Raw genomic sequence first — 22,799 nt, forward strand, 5'->3', positions numbered from 1 at the left:
GCGCACAGCCACTGCGCGGGCCCGGCGCGGAGTTCCGCCACCGCGACTGACGATTACTTGCTAAGTTGCGCATCTATGTAACCGATCGCTGAGGATTCGCGTCCAGTCCTTCTGGCAGCACAAGACCGAGCAGGACTCTCCGAGGATGTGACGATGACTGGGCATTCAGCCGGCCGACGGGACCGCGATCCAGCACCTGTGCCCGGCGGCCGGGCCGCCGCACGCAACGGGCGGAAGGGTGGCCACCGCAAGGCCCTGAAGGTCACCGCCATGGTCACCGGAGGCCTGCTCGTGGTCGGGGTCGGCGGGGCCTACTACGAGTACCGGAGGCTCGACGGCAACCTGGCCACCGCCTCCCTGACCCAGGGGGACAACCCCGGGAGCGCCGGGACGGAGAAGGCGGACGCCTTCGGCCGCACCCCCATCAACATCCTGGTGATGGGCTCGGACGGCCGGCTGACCGCGGCCGACTGCAAGCTGGGTGGCGACTGCGGCAGCGGGGGCGGCGAGCGGGCGGACGTGGAGATGGTGGTGCACATCTCGGCCGACCGCAGCAGCGCCACGGTGATGAGCATCCCGCGCGACCTGGAGACCGCGCTGCCGGCCTGCACCGACAGCCAGAACCACACCAGCACCGGTGCCCGTACCGACATGGTCAACAGTGCCCTGAACTGGGGTCCGAGCTGTCAGGTCGCGGCCGTGCACCAGCTCACCGGGATACCGATCGACCACTTCGTCAAGCTCACCTTCTCCGGCGTGGTGACGATGTCCGACGCGGTGGGCGGGGTGAACCTGTGCGTCAGCAACGACGTCTACGATCCGGACTCCCACCTCAAACTCGCCAAGGGCACACACACCCTCAAGGGCGTCGCCGCCCTGGAGTTCGTCCGCACCCGGCACGGTTTCGGCGACGGCAGCGACCTGGGCCGCACCTACGCCCAGCACCTCTTCCTCAGCTCGATGATCAGCAGGATGAAGAGCGCCGGCACGCTGACCGATCCCGTCGCCGTGCTGAACCTGGCCGACGCCGCGACCAAGGCGCTCACCGTCGACACCGGCCTCGGCAGCGTCGCCAAGCTGACCTCGCTGGCCCTGGACCTGAGCAAGGTCCCCACCAGCCGCATCACCTTCACCACGATGCAGACCGAACCCGACCCCAGCAACACGTCGCGGGTGGTCATCGCCCCCGGAGCACAGACCCTCTTCGACACCATCGCCAACGACCAGTCCCTCACCGCCGCCGCCACCGCAAGCCCGCCGATCGCGAAGGCCCCCGCCACCGCCCCCACCACCACTGTTGCGATCGACACCAACACCGTCGCCGTCGAGGTCGAGAACGGCACCGGGATCACCGGCCGCGCCGGTGCCGTCGCCGCCTCGCTGATCAGCAAGGGCTACAGCAGGCAGACCTTCGCCGCCACCGGCAGCGCGGCGCCTTCGACCACCCTGAGCTACCCCGCGGACAGGAGCGCCGAGGCCCAGGCCGTAGCCAGGACGCTCGGCCTGCAGTCCTCCGCGCTGCGCCAGGGCACCGGCTCCCGCATCGTGCTGACGATCGGTGCGGACTGGAGGTCCGGCCTGACCTTCCCCGGCAGCGGCACCACCCCCAGCGCGGCCGACACCAAGGCCGCCCTGGCCAACGCCCACGCCCAGGCAGCCGACGACACCAAGGGCTGCGCCCAGGTCAGCACCTACAACGACGTGGTCACCCTGCCCGGCTACGGCTCCATGTCACCCACACGCGCCTACGCCCTCAGCCCAGGCGTCCCCGACTCCGCCCCCTGAGCCCGGTTCGGAGCGTCTCCAGCACCCCAGTCGGCTCACCCCCATTGGCATACAACTGCCGGCTTCGCCCCGGTATCTGATACCGCGCCGGTGATCAGAACGATGGCCCGCTGTCAGTGCCGGCCCGTAGCCTCGCGGGTGCGAACACCGAAACCAGGGGGGACCATGTTGCGCACCACCACGTCACGCCGTCTCACACTTGCCACCGCGATCACGGTCGCGGCCGGCTTCGTGCTGGCCCCGGGCGCACACGCCAGCGATGCACTGCCCGCGCCGAGCGTCAGTTCCAGCTACTTCCCCAACGTCGGATCGGGCGGTACCGCCCCGCTCATGCGCACCCCGGGAACGGTGACGTTCACCGTGGGCGCGGGCACCACCGGGGATCCCGTCCGCTTCCAGTACGACCTCAACAGCGAACTGTCCACCGTCGACGGATCCACCCCCTCACCGACCATGGCAGGCTCCGGATCCGGGTGGGTTCCGATCGCCGCGGACGGCACCGCGACCGTCACCTTGGACCCCACCGAGTGGGACAACTGGATCGACGTGCGCACCGAGAACGCGGACGGCCAGACGTCCCAGTCCACCCGCTACATGTTCTTCACGACGTGGAACGGACCCGACGCCCGCAGCGACCTCAACGGTGACAAGGTCCCCGACCTGGTCGCCACCGGCAAGGACGGAAAGCTCTACATCCTGTACGGCAGCGGCGGCGGGGCCCTGCAAGCAGCCACCAGCTACGCCGACTCCGGAACCGACTGGGCCTCCACTCTGATCGCCCAGAACGGTGACCTGGCAGCCGGCGACGGCTTCCAGGACATCCTGCGCATCAACGCCGCAGGATATGCCGGCACCGAGGTCAACAACGGCCTCGGCGACTTCAACCGCAGCTCCACGGGCTGGTACCGAAGTGACGGCAACACCTGGGCGGGTGCCACCCAGATCGCGCTCCTGGGCCCGGACACCGTCAGCGCCGGATCCGGCGGCGGAACCCTGCTCAGCGTGGAGAACGGGCAACTGCTCGACTGGCCGGGCACTCGCTTCGGCATCCAGGGCACATCCACCGTCATCGACCCGGGCTTCGGCACCGACGCCACCCTGGTCGCCCCCGGCGACATGAACGGCGACGGCCACGGCGACTTCCTGGTGCGCCAGGCCAACAACGGCAAGCTGTTCCTAGCGCCCAGCAACGCGGACGGCACCTTCGGCGGCCCCAGCACCTGGAAGGAGATCGGCAAGCACTTCAAGGCCTCCGACTATCCGCTGCTGACCTCGCTCGGAGACGTCAACGGCGACGGACTGCCCGACCTGTACGCCGTCACCTGCGCCGGCACCCTCGTACTGTTCCCCGGCACCGCGACCGGCGGCTTCGGTCCCGCACAACCCATCGTCACCTCGGGCATCGACTGGAGCCAGATCACCGCGATTGCCTGACCACCCGCCTGACGGTGGGCCGCGCTCCATGGAGCGCGGCCCACCGCGCACCCCCGCCACTCCGCGGCCTCGGTCCCAGCAGGCCGTTGGAGAACGGCGTGAGAAGCTTGGCCGTATGAACCGGTTGGCTGGTGCGACCTCGCCTTATCTGCTTCAGCACGCCGAGAATCCGGTCGACTGGTGGCCCTGGACGCCGGAGGCTTTCGAGGAGGCGCGGCGGCGCGATGTGCCGGTGCTGCTCTCCGTCGGGTATGCGGCGTGCCAGTGCATGTAGGGAAGCAGTAGCTTCTTAGCTGGCGTGATGTCACGAGGTCACATGGCAGGCACCAGCAGTGATGATCTGGGAGCTGCGATCGACGCCTGAGTGGGGAGCACCTCACTCGCTCACCCGCCTGGTCGCCGGAGAGGTGGGCGGAAATCTTGGCCGTCCTCGGGAACAGTCCCGGTGAGCCGAGTGAGCCCACCGAGCTGTAGTCGAGCCCGTCGGATGTGAGCCCGCCTTGCTTTGTGGCGGGCACACACTCCGGCACCGACGGTCTACTCGTCCGGTTCTTCGAGCGGGATTTCGGCTTCGAAGATGTCGACGACGAACTCCGAGGTCCCGCTGCCTTCGTAGTCGATGTCCCGATCGCTGTGCAGAAGCGTGTGGATCCTCACCATGCGTCCCTGGTCGCTGGCGGTGCCGGCGACACCCAAGGCGCTGCGTACAGGCCCGAGACCGGTGGTCAGACGAAGGCTCGTCCAGGTTTCCAGGAGCTTCACTTCTGCGGGGAGTGACCATGTGCGGGGCTCAGAACTGGCCGGCACGGTGACCTCGTCGCTCAGCAGTTGGAGCATCCATCCGACACTGCCGTCGACACCGCGCTCGTTCTGCATGCGGATGCCAAGGCCGATCATGTAGGCGCCCTGGATGTACTCCTCCAACTCCTCGTCGTTAGAGGAGAAGTAGACAGCAGAGCGCACGACCTCCACAGGGCCGAACTCCGTAAGGGCACCAACCTCAGGCTGGGGGACATTGCTGAGGTACTGCCTCGCGGCCATGCGCACCGCATTCGGGACTTGCTCGAGAACCTCGGCAAGGGAGTTGCTGTCGTGGTCAGCGAGGAAGCAGTTCAGTGCTCCGACCAGCTCGTCTGTGAGCTCCGCGTCGGCCGCGCCCAAGGTTGTGACAGCCTCCAGACGCTCATGCGGGTCCTTGACGAGGGCGTACACCCTGCTTCGCCCCGGACTCTTGTGCGCAATGAATGAGTGAATCATGACGGGTCTCCGATCGTCCTGGGTTGGTCATGCCTGCGTGAGCACAGGCATGACCAACTCACAAGAAGTCTGGGAATCCCGCTGGTTGGCGTGTCAGGCGAACTACATGCTCGTCTGCATGACCAACAACCGGGCGGCCGTCAGTCCCGGCACGGTAGCCCGGCACTGCATAGCCGGGCACACGTTAGCCCTGTGCAAGTCAGAACAGCAACGGCGCAGCAGAGTCGACGGATTACAGGGCGAACGATTCCCATGTCAGCGGACTGAGGCGAACGGTTTGGAGCGCCTCGTCCGATCGTCACGGTTGTCGAGGAGGTTCCGGAGCCGTGATCATGCCGTCTGCTCTGTAGCTTGGACAGGGCACGAGTGAGTCATCGTGGCTACAGGAAATTACACGTCCCGGATGATGACACGGTTGCCGCAGAGTTTCGACCAGTCGTCGCGGTCGGACGTCAGGACGACTACGGGAGCGGGCGCGCGGAGCGCGAGCGCAGCAACGAGGGCGTCGATCGCATACTTGTGACCATGGAGGCCGCCTGCCTCCCGCAGTAGCGAGACAGCAGTCAGAGAATCCTCCTGACTGACCGGCTCCACCTGTAGCCGTGAGAGCGTCCACTTCAACCGCGCCAGATCGGTCTTTCCCTGCACGGCTTCCACGACTGTCAGAACAGACAGAAGTACAGGGACTCCGGCCTGCCGTGACGCCTCGATGCGCACCGCCATCCTACGGTCGTTCTGCACGAGCAGCGAGAACGCCTCAGAGTCGAGCACCAGGGAGCGGGCCGGCTGCTCCTTCACGCAGCGCCCCGTTCTACGTCGCTGGCACCCTCATCGCCGAACAGCTCGCGACGGGCAGCCTCGACCTCTCGCTCAGTCAGCGCGCCGTGCTCCTCCTCATGAGCTGCCACGATCTCGGCGAGTCCGTCCATGGCGAGTTGGTGCCTGACGGCCTCGGTGATGTAGCCGGACAGTCCGCGGCGCCCGGTCCGGGAGCGGAGCTCACTGACCAGGTCGGCGGGCATGGACACGGAGATGTTCTCGGTGCTCCCAGCGCGTGTTGGCTTCATGGCTCCCAGTGTACGACGGAGAGTATTACAACTGAACCGGTGGGACGCACTCCGCACAGGCAGGACGGATCCGGTCCTGGAGCGACCTGCACGCACCGCACGTCACTCACTTTCTGAGAGGGAGTCCCTCAGCAGCCTGATTCTGAACTGACATTTCCCGGATGGTTGATTCGAGGAGTGCCGTCAGGAGAGTATTCAACCGTAACGATATTGAGTGGACCAATCCATTCCTCCATGGTTGCCAGAGCTTCTTCGGAGAGTTCTGTGGTGAAGAGTAGAGCGAGATTCTCTTGAGCGCGCGAGCAAGCGACGTAGAAGAGATTCCGCGACCGCTCGAACCTCTTGCGATCGTCCTCGTCGAGCGAGTGGCGGCGAGGGAAGTCAGCGAGCATCTTCGGGAAGTTGTATAGGGACCAGCCACCGAACACGGCCAGTACAGATGGGTATTCCTCCCCCTTGACACCATGCTGAGTGGAGAACGGCGTCTTTTCATCCACGTACGCGCGGAGTGCTACGACCTGGCGGTACTGGACTTCTCGGAGTTTCCCGTACTCGACGATCTGGCGTGGCTCAGACAACGTCTGGTCGGACTCCAAAACGCTCAGCGCGGCCGCCCATTTCTGTTGACGGTCGTGGACGGCCCGAGGGGGGGAGAAGTAGCTCTGATTCAGCACTAGGTCTAGGACGTCTCCGACCGTACCACTGGCACGAGTCTCGTCGAGCCGATGGAAAAGGTCCGTCCAGCCGGTTTTGTCACTGCGAAGTCTCATGCGAGGGCGAGAGCGTTTCAGAATATCGAACATTAGGCCGTACTGCCTGTTGCGAAAGTATTCGTAAGCCGGCTCCAGCGTCTCTAGTAGGAACGCCACGACCTCGTCCTGCTTGCGGACATAGTCGTCGTTGTATCTGAAAGCCTCATTAATCTTGCCGAAGCCTAGCTCTCCGGCGATGGACGAGTGGGTGAGCATGAGAGTCTTAAATGGCCGGTTCTGGGGGACTTGATTTCGCAGCAGGGCGTCCTCTGCGACACAGCGAAGCGTTTCTTTCAGCGCTCCATCAGAGATCTGACCCTTTTTGGAGCGCGACTCCCTAGGACCGGCCCACGAATTCGTGTGGTAGATCACGACGGAGCCGGTCTTGCGGCCTGGGACCGGAGCCTGGGGAAGCTCAGGTCGCATGCGGTTGAGAAAATCTACTACAGCCGGACTGGAACGCCAGTTCGCTCGCTTGTCGATTGCAGTGACCGGAAGGTGATCTATCCTTCCGCATGTTCGATCATAGATCTGCTGCCAGTGGTCCCCGAAGAAGCCATAAGTCGATTCACTGGAGGAGTCCGCAATATTTCCGATCATGGCTTCCGCTAGGCCAGCGGGAGTGTCTTGATATTCGTCGATGAAGATAATTGGGAACCTGTCGGCGACAAGCGACCGAAATTTCTTTCGACCGAAGAGCCTGATGGCAAGTGCCGGAACGTCGTCGTGATGGATACGGATAACGCCGTCCCTGACACGGCGGAATCCTAGGTCGTAGCTGATCGAAAATCCGTCTACAGGCCCCGCATCGGCCAGAATTCCATCCCAGCCAGGAAGCGTTTTTACTTCCTGTGCGAGTATCTTTTGGAACCTGGAGATGATCTCCCAGAGAAAACCATGGATGGTCCCAGCGAACACATGGACACTAGCGTCAGTGCGTCTAATAATTTCATTGCGGGCGACGTTAGTGTAGGTGACACACGCGACTTGCTGGCCTTCTCGGGGCAAGTATTTCGCACGGTCGTCCAGGATGTGGCGGAGCGCGTCGATGAGCGAGTGAGTCTTTCCTGCGCCTGCGCCGGCCTCTAGTTTGAAATTGCGTCGATCGTCTAGAGATGCGAGGATCTCGCGCAGTGAATTTTCACTTTCCTGGTTGGCTGTAGTGATGCCTTCAAAATGCGCGATATTCACTTTACTGTCACCCGACTCTCCGATGGCGTTTCGCCGGCCTCCGCGCCGGGATCCTGAATTACCGTCTCAGCTAGCGTCGGCGTCTGGTGGAGTAGCCATTCGAGACCTCGCGTGATGTAGCGAGGCGTCTTCCATTTCTCCTCCACAACAGCGAAGCGGAGGGCAAAATTGCTCTTCTTTTGTCCTTCCGCCAGGGATCTGGCCCATTGCTCCTGCTCTGCAGGGCTCTTGGATGCGAAGTCTCTCAGTATGAAGATCTCAGGATTGGCCAAGATGAATGCATCTTCGAATGTTCGCCCACATGCACCGCCTGGAAATTCCGACACCTGGTAGGCGAGTCCGCGCCTCTCGATCACGGGCACCTCTTTGTCGGCAAGCTTTTCTAGTTCAGCAAGGGTGATTTTTTCACTGTTGAACCACTTCTTGATCGCCTCGTTGGAGGTTGTGGTTCCCATGTTCACGCAGCATTTTTTTAGCTTCTTAGAAGAGCTGGGCTTAACCGGATCGAGGTCGGTGATGACGAGCGTCGGAAGCCCCAAGAAGTCCAGGAAGGGATAGAACAGGTGGGCGTAAGCACCGCCGACTTCCAGGACAGTGATGTACTGGCTTGTCAGGCTTTCCTTCCCTTTCTCGTCAGGTTGATCAAACCTCGCGATTGCGGCGGGGATGAAGAGGCGTTCGCTCGCTCCTTCGATTAGGATGGCCTTGTCGGCGAAAAATAGGTCGGCCCGTGTCAAGGTCAGATACTTGTGCAGGAACTCCTTGCTTACTCCCGGGGCATCGGCAAGATTCAGGACCTGCGAGCGCGTGGTGCCTTCTGGTTCGCTGCGCTCATCCAGTCGGAAGTATCGAACTGCGGAAAAGCCAACTCTGTTGGCAATATGAGCGGAGTGAGTGGTCACCAGAAATTGTACGTTCCATGATTCCGACTCTTGGTCCGCTGCAGGAAAGTTCTTTTTGAAGACCCCGAGCTTGTGAATGAAGATTTCCTGCATCTGGGGATGCAGATGGGCTTCGGGTTCCTCAATGAAGACCAAGTGGATGCAGGACTTGTTGCGTTGGGCCGCATAGTCTCGATAGTAACTGTATAGCGTGAGCAGGATAAGGAGGAGATTTCTTGACCCTAGGCCACTGTATGACTCGGGGAGTTCGATGCCGGCCGACCCTGGGTATTTGATGCTCGTGAAGTTTGAAAGAAGACGTTTCGCATCGAGAGTAGTCCGAGTAGAGAAATTTCGGTTCCCCAGGCCCGGATAGCCGAAATCAGAGACTGTTGGTGCCATCTTGTCGTACATGTCCTGGATTTTTCCATCCAGGCTTGAAAAGATCTCCTTTAGGGCATCTCCAGCAGCATCGGCAAAGTCTCGTAGGGGGGAATTTTCATCTGCTTTCGATGCGCCGATGAAGAGCGATTCGAAGACCTTTCCGATTGGCTCCTTGGGTCGCTCCGTCTCGTCATCAAGACCGCGTTGCGCTTTGACGAAGTCAACCTTGATCGCTCTGGCGACCTCGCTCATTGAAACGATGCGAAAATTCGTCGGATCGGCTGGGTCTACAGCCGTGGCAGAGCGCTCGAAGAGGTGCGGAATCCTAGGGCCAATAAGGGAAAGGAGGAGTGAATCTCCCCAGCCGTCCGCCAGATTGTCCGGTCCGTCGCGGAAGAGATCCTTCATTGCGCCGGGCTTCAACGCGTAACGGACGGTCACAACTGCCTCGGTGCAGTCCGGGTCGAGATCGACGATGAGCGAGCCGAGAGGGCCGTACTCCGTGGTCTCCTTGTCGTAGCTGATGAAGACAGTCAGCGAGATCTCTGGGAGCAGTTTCCGTGCTGCTTCCTCGTCTCCGGTCATGAACATCTTGTACGCCAGGCCGAACTCCGAGTAGGCCTCTGCGGAGAAGTCCTCCACGCGGAGTTTGAGGTCGCCGGGGCGGAGGAACCTGCTCAGTACCTCCGCCAGTGACGTCTTGCCGGTGTTGTTGCGGCCAACGCAGACTGTGACGTCCTTGTCGAAGGCGATGCGGGCGTCCCGCAGAAGACGGAAGTTCTTGACGTCCGTCCTCGTGACTCTGGGCGGGCACAGCTTCGGCAGGACCCGCGACTGCTCGGACGACTCTGGCTGACTTGCGCTCACGATCGCTCCTGTCAGGGCATGCACTTGGGCCAAAACAGTAGTCGCGTAACGGTGTTGGTGTGCCGGTTGTGGCGAATGCACAGGCTGGTCGGCTTGGAGAGCGGCCTGCTCGACAGCTTCGGAGAACTGGCCGCCTGCGGCTGGTAGCCGCTTGATTAGGGCGCCGATGCCTTGGCTGACCGCAGCTTGGAAGCCGCGCTGCATCGGCGCTGGCTCTGAGCAGTACATCCACAAGGTGCTGACTGATCGATCCTCTCTGGTCTCAGCGTGGAAGGACGCCCTGAGGTTCGGGCTGCACGTCTCCCCAGACTGGCGACACGTCAGAAAGTCGGAGTAACGCCAACGGCCTTGAGAGCCTGGTCGAGTTGGATCGGCCGTACCCGCGACTGGGCGTTGGGCACCAACGGTCCCCATGACCGGAGCGGAGCTTGCCCAGATCACCGAGTGCGGCCGCACGGCTCGCGCCGTCCCCCTACCTCGCGGTGCGGTCGAGGTCTCGGCCGCTGGCGCAGGCCCGGGAGCACATGCTCGTGGAGCCCTTCCTGCTCGCAGCGCTGTCCACCGCTGGCGATGATGGCCCACACCAGGTCGGTACATAGATTGGCGCTGCTGTGGTGGTGGACCCGTACGCCGCGGAGGTCGTCGTCCACACCCAGCCCACTGGCTCCGGTTACATCGCGGCCCGCTCGCATAAGTACGGCTCTGGCAAGCTGTCCGTCGAACTGGCCGACGGACGCACCTACACCCTCGACCTGGACGAGCTGCCCGGGCCCGAGGCAGACGCCCGCTGACAGACGGAGCCGGCTCCGTTCATCGCCCGACTCGTTGGCACTCTGCTCCCGGTCCACAGGACACAGGCACGGCGGATAGTCGAACCGTGTGTCCGGCCGCAAGTTCTGGCCATCGGAGGTGACGAAGATCAGCCCCCTCCGTCGCGCAGGAGCGAGGTCCCCGCTCGGGCGGGGATGCCCGCCTTTTGGGCAGCAGGGTCGTCATGGCCGGAGGCTTCCGGATGATGTGTTGTGATACCGATTCCGCTCCAGGCTGTCAGAAGTGGGCGTTAGCGTTGTCGGCAGGGCTCGCCTCGCAAGGAGGCGTAATCGGCGCCGCCGCTCACGTCGGGGGTCCGGCGGCAGATGAAGGGGAGATCTATGCCGACTATGGTCAGCAGGGGCGCGGCTGCGGCGACGGCCGTGGTTGCCGGCGCGGGAACGGGCGTCGTCACCAACGTCGCAACCAATGGGGCCTCTTGGAGTTGGTGGCTCGCTCTTCTTGTGCTGGTCGCGGTGGGAGCTGCCCTTGCGTTTTATGTGAGCCGCTCGTCCGGGCCGGACGTGAGGGGTAACGCGGCGGCACTGGGGCCCGGATCCGTTGCGGTCGGCGGCTCCGTGCAGGCCCCGATTACGACGAAGGCGACCCATGTCGCATCACGCATCGCGCCCGCCGTTGGTTCGGGCAGGGCGGAGGGCACCGTAGCCGCCGGCCCCGGCGCCGTCGCAGTTGGCGGGGATGCCACGGCATCGATTCAGACCGAAGTTCAAGGACGACTGTGATGCACCGTCACGACGCACGAGCATCAGGCGACGCAGCGGTTGCCATTGGTGGGGACAACAGCGCCGGAGTGATCACCAATCCGACGTTCATCACCTTCACCGCCACGCAGGCAGACCGTTCCTTGCAGGAGCGCCCATGCCTCCTCCCGCCCAAGGCTCCCAACTTCACTGGACGTGAAGCCGAGATCGATGCGTTGAGGTCGGGCTTCAGTTCCCCTGAGGGAAGCCCCGGACCCCGGTTAGCCGTCATTACCGGAAAACCGGGTATCGGGAAGAGCGCGCTCGCCATTCACATCGCGTACGAATCACGTAGCCTGTATACGGGCGGGGAGCTTTACGCCGATCTGCGTGGAGTGAATGATCGCCCAGCGTCGCCAGAGGAGATCATGGGTCGTTTCCTGCGGGCGATGGGCCTGCCCGAACAGGAAGTCCCCACCGACACCCATGCACGCCTCGACATGTACCGCCGCTTGACCGCCGATCGCCCAATTATTCTAGTGCTTGACAATGTCGCTGACGAGAAGCAGGTTCGCCCGCTGCTGCCGCCCGGTGATTCGGCATTGGTGCTGATCACCAGTCGTAACCGACTCTCCGGTCTTGAGGGGGCACAACGTACCGATCTCGACGTCTTCCCCGTCTCGACTTCACTAGCATTCCTTTGCGCCATCGCAGGGTCCGCCACGGTGGAGAATGATCCCATTAATGCCCGGGACGTTGTCTCCTCATGTGGTCATCTTCCGCTCGCGCTGCGGATCGCTGGCAACAGGCTGGCAACGAGACGCAATATGAGTATGGCCGATCTTGCCACGGAGTTGCGTGATCAACGTCAGCGACTGGAGCTCCCGGAGACCGGCGATCTCGCCGTGCGCGTGGCCTTTGGCCTCTCTTATCGGAAGCTGGGCAAGGGGGCAAAGAACGCGTTCAAAAGGCTGGCCCTTGTGCCCGGTGAAGACTTCGGCTCCGGCCTGTGCTCGGCGCTCATGGACTGCGACGCACGCCAGGCTGCTCGGCTGCTTGACAAGCTGTACGAAGCTAACCTGATCGAGCCGGCCGCCACCTTCGGGCGATTCCGCTTTCATGATCTATTGAAAGTCTACTCACGTGATAAGCTGCAGGCAGACCCGGAGAAGTCCTGGCGGGCTGCACAGAGCCGCATGCTGGAGTGGCTGAAACAGTTCAGCAGCCGCTCACACTTCACTCTTGTCGGCCAGATCAGTGCCCTGGGAATCGAGTCGCCCCGGGCCCCATCCGTGACCGAAACTGAATCGGCTCTCGCATGGGCGAATGCTGAGCTTCCCAACGCCGTGGCGGCTCTGCCTGTCCTGCTCGCTGACAAGGCCTCAGCCGATGCCGCCCAACTAGCTCTGTCGCTCAGCGCACTCTGCGAGATCCTCGGTGAGTGGCTGTGCTGGGACGAGGTGATCCGACATGGGCTCACCGCAGCTCAATTGATTGGTCAATCTCTGGTCGAGATCATGTTCCTGAGTTCAAAGACGAACCTTGCCCGCTCGCGCCGGGAGTTCGCCGCAGGGCTGGAACTGGCCCGCACGGCTCACGCCAAGGCCATCCAGGCTGGGAATGAGCTGGCTGTCGCGTCCTCGGCCAATCTACTGGGCTGCCTGCTGATGGATGTCGGCACACCTCACGAGGCCACTCCACTCCTGGAGCAGAGCCTGGCCCTCTTTCGCCAACTCGGCCTTAGGCATGAGGTTGCGCAGGGTTTGTACAACCTTGGGACGATACATCGGATGTCTGGCAACACTTCGGAGGCCATCGGGCTCTTTGAAGAGGACCTGCGCGTTTGCACGGAAATGGGCGATGAGTCCGGCGCCGCGGAGACGCTGAACACGCTTGGCCTTACCTACGGTGAGCTTGGACTACATGAAGAGGCCGAGGAACTTCAGCGGCGGTCGCTGGCCATCTTCGAGAAGATCGGGAATCCGCACAAGGTCAGTATGGTCTGCAATGACCTCGGGCTTACACTGAGAAACCTGAACCGCCCAGAGGAATCGCTCGCGCTGCACTTGCGGGACATTGAGATTTCGCGGCAGTGTGGGAACGTCTCTGGTGAGGCACTCGCACAGGCTAACGCCGCAGAGACGCTCCACGTTCTCGGCCGCTCCGGAGAGGCTCGCCCTCTCTTCGATTCCGCGCTCGCCACTCTCGCTGAGATCGGCGACGAGCTGCGGCTAGCCCGGACTCTGCTGGGCGAGGTGGCATACTACTTCGACATCGGCGCTGCCGACCAGGCAATGGCTTGCGCAGACCGTGCGATTGCCATGCTGACCACCTGGGGAGAACTCCGCGACGTGGTTGCCGCCCACCAAATCACCTCCACGCACAGCGGCAAGACGGGGGATTATGAAATGTCTCTGCGTCACGCACGCGAAGCGCTCCGAATTGGTGAATCCTTCGCTTCCCCCTTTGTGTGCGCCGTCAGCCTTAATTTGACTCTGGCTGCCTGTGAGAAGCTCGGCCGGCATGACGAGGCCCGCGACTACTTGGAGGAACTGCGCGCGCTCGCTGCCCAGCACCCGGGGTTGCTGCGAGTCTTGAGGAGGAACGGAGATCGGTGGTCGGCGGAACCAACATTGGGAAGTGTTCTGCAAGAGCCCTCGCCAACTGCTGGGACCGGTGTGCAAAAGGGGTAATCCTCGTCCACCGCGTGATGGAGCATGAGTGCAAATCGGGCAGGCTGAGGCAAGGTTCGCGGCCTCTCGTCCAGCGCTGTGGCGGTGTGAGAGGGTGGAGTACATGAACCGCTTGGGTGGTCTGACCTCGGCTTATCTGCTTCAGCACGCTGACAATCCGGTCGATTGGTGGCCCTGGGAGCCGGCGGCGTTCGAGGAGGCTCGGCGCCGCGATGTACCGGTTCTGTTGTCAGTCGGTTACTCTGCGTGCCACTGGTGCCAGTGCATTTGTAAAGGCTGGTAGTCCTGAACTGGACCTATGCCAAGAGGTGACAGCATGAGTACCGAACGTGATGAACTCGACGCGGAGATCGAAGCCTGGGTGGCGGCGCAGGTCGCCGAGTCGCCTTCATGGACTCCCGAGAAGTGGGAGAGCATCCTCGCCGGCTTGAGGCCGAGCAAGTCGGAGTAGTGTCAGGCGATCCGGTGGCCTGGTCGAGGTCGCGCCCTCGCCTTGCGCTGCAGGGCCGCTTGGCTGCCCCGGCGGCTGGGTGCGTTGGGCCGCTTCCAGGCGGGCGGGTGCCCGGGTGCGCTGGGTGATCAGCGGTTCCAGTGGTTAAGGTCGGCGGGTGACTGCCGACTTTGACTTCACCCCTGCTGCTGCGGGGGAGGCGCGATGACTTCGGGCCTGCAGCAGGCGCTCGACGCGCTGGACCGGCGGATCGTCGCCGCCCTGCAGATCGACGGGCGGGCTTCCTGGCGGCGGATCGCCGCCGCTCTGGACGAGCCCGAGCGGAAGATTGCGCGGCGCGGGAACCGGCTCCTGGAGAGCGGGGACGTCGAGGTGCGCGGGTTGGCGACGCGCGGTGAGACGGTCATCCTGCGGATGAACTGCCGGCCGGGGTCGGTGCGGGACATCGCCGTCGCCACCGGGCTGCGCGAGGACGCGATCTTCTCCTACGTCCTGGCCGGCGTGACCGACTGCGTCGCGGAACTGCAGTGCGCGCCCGGGCAGCTGGGGCGGCTGGTGCTGGACGAGGTTCCCGCGTTGCCCGGGCTGGTGCAGCAGCAGGTCTCGCCGGTGCTGCGGTACTTCCGCACGGTCCACGAGTGGTCGCCGGGGATCCTGCGCCCCGAGGAGGTCGAGGCGCTCGACAGCGGGGGCGTGCCGGCCGACGGGGTGGGCCTGCCCGAGCAGGAGTTGGCGCCTGACGAGCGCGCGGTGCTGGCAGCCCTGGTCGAGGACGGCCGGCGTACCAACGACGAACTCGCCGCCCTGGCAGGGGTGTCGGTGGCCACGGCGCGGCGCCGGGTGGAGTCGCTGACGCGCGACGGGCTGGTCAGCATCCGGGCCGTGGTGGAGCCCGCGCTGCTCGGCCTGCCGGTCGAGGCGCTGCTGTGGATCAGGACCAGGCCGGATGAGGTGGAGGAGGTCGGCCGACTGCTGGTCGCCTCGCCGCTGGTGCGGTATGCGGCGGTGGTCATGGGGGAGTACCAGCTGCTGGTGCACGTGACCCAGCCCTCGAAGGAGGAGCTGCACCGGTTCCTGACCGAGCCCGCGTGGGTGCGGCGGGCGGAGGCCGTGCAGTCGCATCTGGTGGTCGAGGCGTGGAAGCGGAGCGGCGTGGTGGGCCGGGGGGGTCCGCTGCACTGACTACCCCGCTCGTGCGTCTGAAAAGTTCATGCAAGTGGCTGACATGTCTTAAAAGTTCATATCGATTGAACCATTGACGAAAAAAGTCACATCGGCCAATGTGGTGGCACACGCCCTGCTGCCCGAGGAACGCCATGCATGTGAGCCCCACCGAAGCCGACGCGCTGTGTGCGCGCGACGCCGTCGAAATCGCGGACCTGGTCCGTCGGCGGGAGCTCTCCGCGCGGGAGGTCGTCGCCGCCCACCTGGACCGGATCGGGCGGGTGAACGCGACCGTCAACGCAATCGTCACGCTGGACCCCGAGGGCGCGCTGGCGGCAGCCGGCCGGGCCGATGAACTGGCCGCCTCGGGAGCCGAACTGGGCCCGCTGCACGGTCTGCCCATCGCCTTCAAGGACACCCACGAAACCCGTGGCATGCGCACCACGCACGGTTCGCCGATCTTCGCCGAGCACGTGCCGGAGCAGGACGACATCCTGGTCCAGCGCATCGAGGCGGCCGGCGCCATTCGCCTGGGCAAGACCAACGTCCCGGAGTTCGCCGCAGGGTCGCACACCTTCAACCGGGTCTTCGGGGCCACCCGCAACCCCTACGATCCGACCCGCTCGGCCGGAGGCAGCAGCGGCGGCGCCGCCGCTGCGCTCGCCGCTCGGCTGCAGCCGATCGCGGACGGCAGCGACATGGGCGGCTCGCTGCGCAACCCGGCCTCGTTCTGCAACGTGGTCGGACTGCGGCCGACCCCCGGCCGGGTCCCGGTGCTCGCCGCCGACGACCTGTGGGAGACGCTCGCGGTCGCGGGCCCCATGGGGCGCACCGTCGCCGACACCGCGCTACTGCTGTCGGTAATGGCTGGCCCTGACGCCCGCAGCCCGATCTCGCTGGAGACCCCCGGAGCGGTCTTCCGGGAGCCGCTCGCACCCGACCTCACCGGCCTCCGCGTCGCCTACGCGCCTGACCTCGGCGGGCGCGTCCCGGTCGACGCCGAGGTGCGGGCCGTGGTCGCCCGGCAGGTCGCGGTGCTGGAGGAGCTGGGCTGCCGCGTCACCGAGGACTGCCCCGACCTGGACGGTGCCGAGGACGTCTTCCGCACCCTGCGGGCGCACTCCTTCCGGACCGGCTTCGGAGCCCTGAACGACGGGTCCCCCGACCGGTTCAAGCCCAGCCTGCTGTGGAACATCGAGGAGGGCCTGAAGCTCACCGCGGGCGACCTGGCCCGAGTGCAGGCCGAGCACGGCCGGATCCACCTCGCCGCCGCCGACTTCTTCAGCCGCTACGACGTGCTGATCGCCCCGGTAAGCCAGGTCGCGCCGTTCGACGTGGAGATCGAGTACCCGACCGTCGTCGACGGCCGGCCGCAGCACACCTATCTCGACTGGATGCGATCCGCCTACCTGCTGACCGTGCTCGGCGCGCCCGCACTGTCGGTACCGGCCGGCTTCACGCCCGCCGGCCTGCCGGTGGGGCTGCAGATCGTGGCCGCGCCGCGCGCCGAGCGCACCGTGCTGCGGGTCGGCGCGGCGTACGAGGCGGCCACCCGCCACGGCCGGACCGCGCCCCTCCTCCCGTAGGTCTCCCGCCCGACCCCGTGGGCGTCGCTCTCGCCGACGCTCGCCGTGACGCCCTTCCGTCCCCCGTCCTGACTCCCTCTGCTGGAGCAACCATGATGCGAACTCCGCATGCGCTCTGGGCCGCCGTGCCCGTGCTGGCCCTCCTCGGCACGCCGTTCCTGCCCTTCGTCAACGGCCCCCACCTGTGGCTGGGCATTCCGTCCGTCATGTTCTGGTGCCTGCTGTGGACGGCCGGCACCACCGTGAGCCTGCTCCTGGTGGACCGCCGGTTCCGCGGCGGGGACGACGAGTCCGACGAGTACGACGACACCCAGGAGGCAGCAGCATGAGCACCACCATGGTCATCACGACCGCCGGCATCGTCCTCGTCGCGCTGGTGGGACTGAGCGGACGCCGCCCGCCCAGCCGTGAACTGGGGGAGTGGACCGTCGGCAACCGCCGGTTCTCCACCGCGACCACCTGGTTCCTCCAGGCCGGCGAGTCCTTCACCACCTTCAGCTTCCTCGGCCTCGCAGGCATGGCCTTCAGCGCCGGCGTCGCCGCCTGCTTCGCCCTGTGCTACCTCGCCATCAACCTGGTCCTGCAGTACTTCACCGCCCCCCGCATGCGCCAACTCGGCCTTCGCGGCGGGTACGTGACCCAGGCGGACTTCTTCGTCGACCGGTACCGCAGCCCGCTGCTGGGACGGGTCGTCGCGGTGGTGGGCGCAGTGTTCCTGCTGCCCTACCTGCAACTGCAGATCACCGGCCTGGGCCTGATCGTCCAGCTGGCCACCGGCAGCAGCGCGGGCGGCCGCCTCAGCATGGTCCTGGCGACCGTGCTGACCGTCGGATTCGTGCTGTGGTCGGGCATCCGCGGCATCGCCAGGGTCGCCTACCTCAAGGACGCTCTGATGATCTTCGGGCTGGTCGCGCTGCTCATCGGCGTCGCGGTGACCGTCCACGGCGGCATCGGCGGACTGTTCGCGACCGTCCGCGACACCCACCCGCAGCTGCTCACGCTGAACCAGGAGGGATACGACGCGACCTTCTTCTTCACCGCGGTCCTCATCTCCGGCATCGGCGGCGGGCTGGGCACCATGGCCCACCTGTGGCCGCCGGTCCTGGCCGCACGCAGCGGGCGCGCCCTGCGCTCCAACGCCATCTGGCTGCCGCTGTACCAGATCGCCCTCGGCATACCGGTGATCATCGGATTCGCCGGAGTGCTGCTGGTGCGCAAGGGCACCGCGCCCAACGGCGTCGCCCTCACCCTGGCCGGACAGACCCTGCCGGGTTGGCTCGTCGGCGTCATCGCCGTCGCCGCAGCGTCGGCGGCGATGGTGCCCTCGGCGGCCATCCTGGTCGGCATCTCCAGCATGCTCTCCCGCAACCTGGTCGCCATCCGCTCCCCCCGCACCCAGCTGCGGGTCAACCACCTCTGCGTGGTCGTCGCCGCCGGACTGGCGCTGGCCCTCGGACTGGCCCGCCCCGGACTGCTGTCCAACCTACTGCTGCTCACCTACGGCGGCCTGACGCAGCTCGCCCCGGCGATCGCCATGGGCCTGGCCCGTACGGTCCGGCTGCACGCGGCAGCCGCCCTCGCCGGCATCCTGGCCGGGGTGGCCGTGCTGGTCTGGCTGACCTTCGGCGGAGTGGACGTCGGTACCGTGGACACCGGCCTGATCGCCCTGGTCGTCAACATCGCCGTCACCACGGTGGCGGAGATCGCGGTCCGGCTCCGCCGTCCGGCCGCGACCCCCGTCGCACCAGCGCCCAGCACGCCGGCCCCCGTGTCGTCCTGATCCACACACCGAGTCGGGAGTTCCGATGAACGCACGCGATGAGCAGCAGCGGGACCGCACGGAGGGGACGCCGACCCTCTCCCCGCTGCACCAGCTGCTCACCGACTGCGCCTCGCTGATGGGCGACGGCGGCGAGGCCTCCGTGCGCGCCGTGGCCACCCGGGCGCTCGCCCACTACGGGGAACTCGACGACGACGCCAAGCGGGAGTTCTTCGCCCACATCACCCGGGCGTACGACGCCGACGCCGACCGGGTGCGCGCGAGCTACCGGCAGTGGGAGGCCGCGAGGGCGGCAGGGGGGCAGGGCACCGAGGAGCTGACCGGGCTCTTCGACGCGGTCGAGCCCGCCCGCCAGCAGCTGCTGCGCCGCATGAACCACGCCCCCGAGGCCACCCCGGCCCTGGTGGACATGCGCGCCGACCTGCTCCGGCTGCTGCCCGACCACCCGGAACTGCGCCCCCTCGACCACGACTTCCGCCACCTGCTCACCTCGTGGTTCAACCGCGGCTTCCTGCGGATGGCGGAAGTCACCGCCGACGCCCCGGCCGAGCTGCGCGCGCACCTGCTGCGCGGCGAGCGGGTCCACCCCATGGCCGGCGCCGACGAACTGCGCCGGCGGCTGGACCCCGCCGACCGACGCATCTACGCCTTCTTCCACCCCTCCACCGGGAACATCCCGCTGGTCTTCGTGGAGGTCGCCCTGGTGCGCGGACTGCCCACCGAGATCACCCCGCTGCTCGCGCTCGGCCCCGCGATTCCCCCGGGCACGGCCGACACCGTCGCGCTGTACTCCATCAACAACACCCTCGACGGGCTGTCCGGGGTGTCCTTCGGTAGCTTCCTGATCAAACAGGTCATCGAGCAGGTGGGCGAGCAGCTCCCGCAGCTGACGCTGTTCGCCACACTCTCGCCGATTCCGGGCTTCCGCAGCTGGCTGGCGGAGCAGTCCGGGCAGGACGGCGAACTGCGGCGCCTTGTAGCGGACATGGATGCTTCCAGCGACCCGTCGATGCTCGGGCCAGCCGGGACCGCCCGGCTGCGCTCCCGGCTGCTGCCGGTCCTGGCCCGGTACATCGCGGTCGAGCGCCGCGCGGACGGGCGCCCGCTCGACCCGGTGGCCCGCTTCCACCTGGGCAACGGCGCCGCCGCCTGGCAGCTCGACTGGCCGGCCGACCCCTCCCCCCAGGCCTGGGACCAGTCCTACGGCGCGATGGTCAACTACCGCTACGAGCCGGCCGAACTGGAGCGCCGGCACGAGGACTTCGTCCGCCGAGGCGTGGTGGCTGTCGACGGCCCCATGCGCGCCCTGCACGCCCCGGGGCCACCCCCGGACCGCCGCACCTGAGCCGCGACCGCAGCAACGACATGTCTACGTCCCCGCCCTGGAAGCGGACGGCGATCACGAGAACGGAATTTCCGATGGTCTCCTTCACCCCCGTCCACCGCTCCTTCGAGGAACAGGTGCGGCTGCGCGCCGACCGGACGCTCTTCGAACTACCGGACGGCCACGGGGTCACTTGGCGGCAGACCGACCTGGCCGCCGGGCGGATCGCCGCCCGACTGCTGGCCGACGGAGTCCGGCCCGGTGACCGGGTCGCCGCGCAGGTGGAGAAGTCCCCCGAGGCCATCGCCCTCTACCTGGCCACCCTGCGCATCGGCGGCGTCTTCCTGCCCCTCAACACCGCCTACACCGGCGCGGAGGTCGACTACTTCATCGGCGACGCCCGGCCCCGCGTGTTCGTCTGCGCCCCCGAGCGTCGCGAGCAGCACGCCCACCGGGCCGGCGATGGCATGCTCGTGGAGACGCTCGGCACCACGGGGGACGGCACCCTCCTGGACGGTGGTCCCGGACCGGACGGCCCCGGAGCCGACGACCGGGCGGGGCGCTCCTTCGAAGCCCGCGCCGAGGACCCCGCGGCGATCCTCTACACCTCCGGGACCACCGGGCGCTCCAAGGGTGCGGTTCTCTCGCACGGCAACCTGGCCTCGAACTGCGCAGCCCTGGTGGAGGCCTGGCAGTTCACCGAGGTGGACCGGCTGATCCACGCGCTGCCGATCTTCCATGTGCACGGCCTGTTCGTCGCCGTGAACATGGCGCTGACCACCGGCGCCACCCTGCTCTACCTCCCGAGATTCGACGCCGGGCAGATCGTGGGGCTGCTGCCGCGGGCGACGGTGTTGATGGGCGTACCGACCTTCTACACCCGGCTGCTGGACGAGGACCGGCTCACCCCTGCCGCCTGCGCCTCCATGCGGCTGTTCGTCTCCGGCTCGGCACCCCTCCTCGCGAGCGACCACCGGGCCTTCGAGGCCCGCACCGGCCACGCCATCGTGGAGCGCTACGGCATGACCGAGACCGGGATGAACACCAGCAACCCATACGCGGACGGCCCGCGCCGGCCCGGCACGGTCGGCAGGCCGCTGGCAGGCGTCTCGGTCCGGGTGGTGGAACCGGAGAGCGGCCGGGAGCTGCCCGCCGGCGAGGTGGGCGGGATCGAGGTGCGCGGACCCAACGTCTTCGCCGGCTACTGGGAGCTCCCCGAGAAGACGGCCGCCGAGTTCCGCGCGGACGGCTACTTCAAGACCGGTGACCTGGGCCGCTTCGACGCGGACGGCTACCTCCACATCGTGGGCAGGGACAAGGACCTGGTCATCTCCGGGGGGTTCAACATCTATCCCAAGGAGATCGAGGAACTGCTCGACGCCCACCCCGCCGTGGCCGAGTCCGCCGTCATCGGCGTCCCGCACCCGGACTTCGGGGAGACCGTCGTCGCGGTGGTCGTCGCCGCACCGGGCCAGGAGCCCCGGGAAAAGGAACTCCTGGCCTCCGTGGCGGAGCACCTCGCCCGCTTCAAGCACCCCAGGGCTGTCCACGTGGTCGACGCTCTGCCACGCAACATCATGGGCAAGGTGCAGAAGGCCGAGCTCCGCCGCCACTACGCGGACCTGTTCACCGGCCCCGACCCCCGGGCCGGCCGGGCGCCCCGCTAACGGCCTAGGACTGCTCCCCGGATCGGGCGGATGGGGGCACACCTGGCGCTTGAGGCTGTGACGGGCGGCCAGGGCGGCCTTCCAGACCTTGCGCGCCAGCTCTCCGGCAACCTCGTCCGAGGCGACCAGGTGATGGCGCCTGTCTCCCTGAGTGCGCAGGCCCGACGCGCCGAGCGGGCGTCCAGGTGTGCACCCTACGGCCGAGGGCGTGTGCAACGCTGGTGCGTATGAACCGACTTGCTGGTCTGACCTCGCCGTACCTGCTTCAGCACGTCGAGTAACGCCAGGGGCTTTGAGCGTCTGGTCGGGGCAGCTTCGGCATACTTGATCAGGCGGGCCACCAGTGCCTGTTCAGAAGCACTGGTCCGGCTCGTTGGCGTCTACGCAAGTCAGTGTTGCCACTGTCCGATTCACGACGACCAGACGGTGGCAGGTGGCGGCCCGCCTCCCCACGGCATGAGCCAGGCAGAGACGGTTACGGGCCAGGGCCGGCTACTACGAACGCTTTTGGCGAGCGAGGAAGCCGTCAACGAATCGTTCGACCTGGTGTAGTTGAGTGGAGTCGTCCACGTTCAGCCGGTCGAAGGGCTTCACTCCTGCGTTCAACAGCAGACGGCTTCGGCTGTGATCGTAGCCCGCATGCTCCCGGTGCTGTGGTCCGTCGATCTCGATGACACCCGCCTACCCGCATGCCCTAGCAAGTCGGAGTAGCGCCAACGGCTTTGAGAGTCGGTCGGATCAGATCGGATGATCTCTCGAAGGTCTCGTTCTGCGAGTACACGACGGTCTCGACCAGGGTCTCGTGGCCGTGTGGTCGACGCGCTGTCCCGCAACGTCATGGGCAAGGTGCAGATGGCCGAGCTTCGTCGCCGCTGTGCGGACCTGTTCGCCGGCTCCGCTGCCGGAGCGGGGCAACCGGTCCGCTGACGGAACCGGGAGCAGCCGGGCCCGGTGCGACCGTTCACGGGGGACGGTCGCACCGGGCCTCGGGGCTGGCGGGATGTC

Annotated in this window: 16 protein-coding genes and 2 pseudogenes; 13 read left to right on the forward strand and 5 right to left on the reverse strand. The window is 66.1% G+C overall.

Annotated elements, in window-relative coordinates:
• The first annotated feature begins 153 nt into the window (after positions 1-153).
• The 3 genes and pseudogenes from ABUW04_RS29300 to ABUW04_RS29310 form a co-directional block, all read left to right on the forward strand.
• Positions 154-1,785, forward strand: a complete 1,632-nt coding sequence (locus ABUW04_RS29300; RefSeq protein ID WP_380567418.1) for an LCP family protein — start codon at positions 154-156, stop codon at positions 1,783-1,785.
• Between the two features lie 165 nt (positions 1,786-1,950).
• Positions 1,951-3,219, forward strand: a complete 1,269-nt coding sequence (locus ABUW04_RS29305; protein ID WP_380567419.1) for an FG-GAP repeat domain-containing protein — start codon at positions 1,951-1,953, stop codon at positions 3,217-3,219.
• Positions 3,220-3,334: 115 nt separating this feature from the next.
• Positions 3,335-3,481: pseudogene (locus ABUW04_RS29310) on the forward strand (DUF255 domain-containing protein); the annotation flags it as partial.
• 275 nt (positions 3,482-3,756) lie between these two features.
• Here ABUW04_RS29310 and ABUW04_RS29315 read toward each other — a convergent pair.
• The 5 genes from ABUW04_RS29315 to ABUW04_RS29335 form a co-directional block, all read right to left on the reverse strand.
• Positions 3,757-4,431, reverse strand: a complete 675-nt coding sequence (locus ABUW04_RS29315) for a hypothetical protein (RefSeq protein WP_380567421.1) — start codon at positions 4,429-4,431, stop codon at positions 3,757-3,759.
• Between the two features lie 435 nt (positions 4,432-4,866).
• On the reverse strand, positions 4,867-5,274 hold the full coding sequence (locus ABUW04_RS29320; protein WP_380567424.1) for a PIN domain-containing protein: 408 nt from the start codon (positions 5,272-5,274) through the stop codon (positions 4,867-4,869).
• Complete coding sequence (locus ABUW04_RS29325) at positions 5,271-5,543, reverse strand: hypothetical protein (RefSeq protein ID WP_380567426.1); 273 nt, start codon at positions 5,541-5,543, stop codon at positions 5,271-5,273. The genes ABUW04_RS29320 and ABUW04_RS29325 overlap by 4 nt, the downstream gene beginning before the upstream one ends.
• Positions 5,544-5,671: 128 nt before the next feature.
• The gene (locus ABUW04_RS29330; protein WP_380567427.1) at positions 5,672-7,486 is read right to left on the reverse strand and encodes a UvrD-helicase domain-containing protein; all 1,815 of its coding nucleotides are present in this window, start codon (positions 7,484-7,486) and stop codon (positions 5,672-5,674) included.
• A complete protein-coding gene (locus ABUW04_RS29335) occupies positions 7,483-9,618 on the reverse strand; it encodes an ATP-dependent nuclease (protein ID WP_380567429.1) in 2,136 nt (711 codons plus the stop codon). Before ABUW04_RS29335 ends, ABUW04_RS29330 begins: the two co-directional genes overlap by 4 nt.
• 611 nt (positions 9,619-10,229) lie before the next feature.
• Between ABUW04_RS29335 and ABUW04_RS29340 the strand changes: the two genes are divergently transcribed.
• The 10 genes and pseudogenes from ABUW04_RS29340 (at position 10,230) to ABUW04_RS29385 (ending at position 21,794) form a co-directional block, all read left to right on the forward strand.
• Complete coding sequence (locus ABUW04_RS29340) at positions 10,230-10,409, forward strand: hypothetical protein (RefSeq protein WP_380567431.1); 180 nt, start codon at positions 10,230-10,232, stop codon at positions 10,407-10,409.
• Positions 10,410-11,170: 761 nt separating this feature from the next.
• A complete protein-coding gene (locus tag ABUW04_RS29345; protein WP_380567433.1) occupies positions 11,171-13,822 on the forward strand; it encodes a tetratricopeptide repeat protein in 2,652 nt (883 codons plus the stop codon).
• Between the two features lie 103 nt (positions 13,823-13,925).
• Positions 13,926-14,081, forward strand: a pseudogene (locus ABUW04_RS29350) (DUF255 domain-containing protein); the annotation flags it as partial.
• Positions 14,082-14,138: 57 nt separating this feature from the next.
• The gene (locus tag ABUW04_RS29355) at positions 14,139-14,273 is read left to right on the forward strand and encodes a hypothetical protein (protein WP_269664950.1); all 135 of its coding nucleotides are present in this window, start codon (positions 14,139-14,141) and stop codon (positions 14,271-14,273) included.
• Positions 14,274-14,477: 204 nt separating this feature from the next.
• Positions 14,478-15,455 (forward strand): Lrp/AsnC family transcriptional regulator, encoded by a 978-nt coding sequence (locus ABUW04_RS29360; protein ID WP_030250061.1) that lies wholly within the window; start codon positions 14,478-14,480, stop codon positions 15,453-15,455.
• 134 nt (positions 15,456-15,589) lie between these two features.
• Positions 15,590-17,023 (forward strand): amidase, encoded by a 1,434-nt coding sequence (locus ABUW04_RS29365; protein WP_030250063.1) that lies wholly within the window; start codon positions 15,590-15,592, stop codon positions 17,021-17,023.
• 92 nt (positions 17,024-17,115) lie between these two features.
• Positions 17,116-17,352 carry a hypothetical protein gene (locus ABUW04_RS29370; protein ID WP_051724889.1) on the forward strand — a complete coding sequence of 79 codons (237 nt, stop codon included), beginning with the start codon at positions 17,116-17,118 and terminating at the stop codon, positions 17,350-17,352.
• On the forward strand, positions 17,349-18,803 hold the full coding sequence (locus ABUW04_RS29375) for a sodium:solute symporter family protein (protein WP_030250068.1): 1,455 nt from the start codon (positions 17,349-17,351) through the stop codon (positions 18,801-18,803). The genes ABUW04_RS29370 and ABUW04_RS29375 overlap by 4 nt, the downstream gene beginning before the upstream one ends.
• A 25-nt stretch (positions 18,804-18,828) precedes the next feature.
• Entirely contained in the window at positions 18,829-20,148 is a 1,320-nt protein-coding gene (locus tag ABUW04_RS29380; protein WP_051724890.1) for a malonyl-CoA decarboxylase domain-containing protein, read from the forward strand.
• Between the two features lie 74 nt (positions 20,149-20,222).
• Positions 20,223-21,794 carry an AMP-binding protein gene (locus ABUW04_RS29385; protein WP_037594325.1) on the forward strand — a complete coding sequence of 524 codons (1,572 nt, stop codon included), beginning with the start codon at positions 20,223-20,225 and terminating at the stop codon, positions 21,792-21,794.
• Positions 21,795-22,799 lie beyond the last annotated feature (1,005 nt).

Origin of the sequence: Streptacidiphilus jeojiensis (genome assembly GCF_042510965.1) — a bacterium.
Taxonomy (GTDB): Bacteria; Actinomycetota; Actinomycetes; order Streptomycetales; family Streptomycetaceae; genus Streptacidiphilus; species Streptacidiphilus jeojiensis.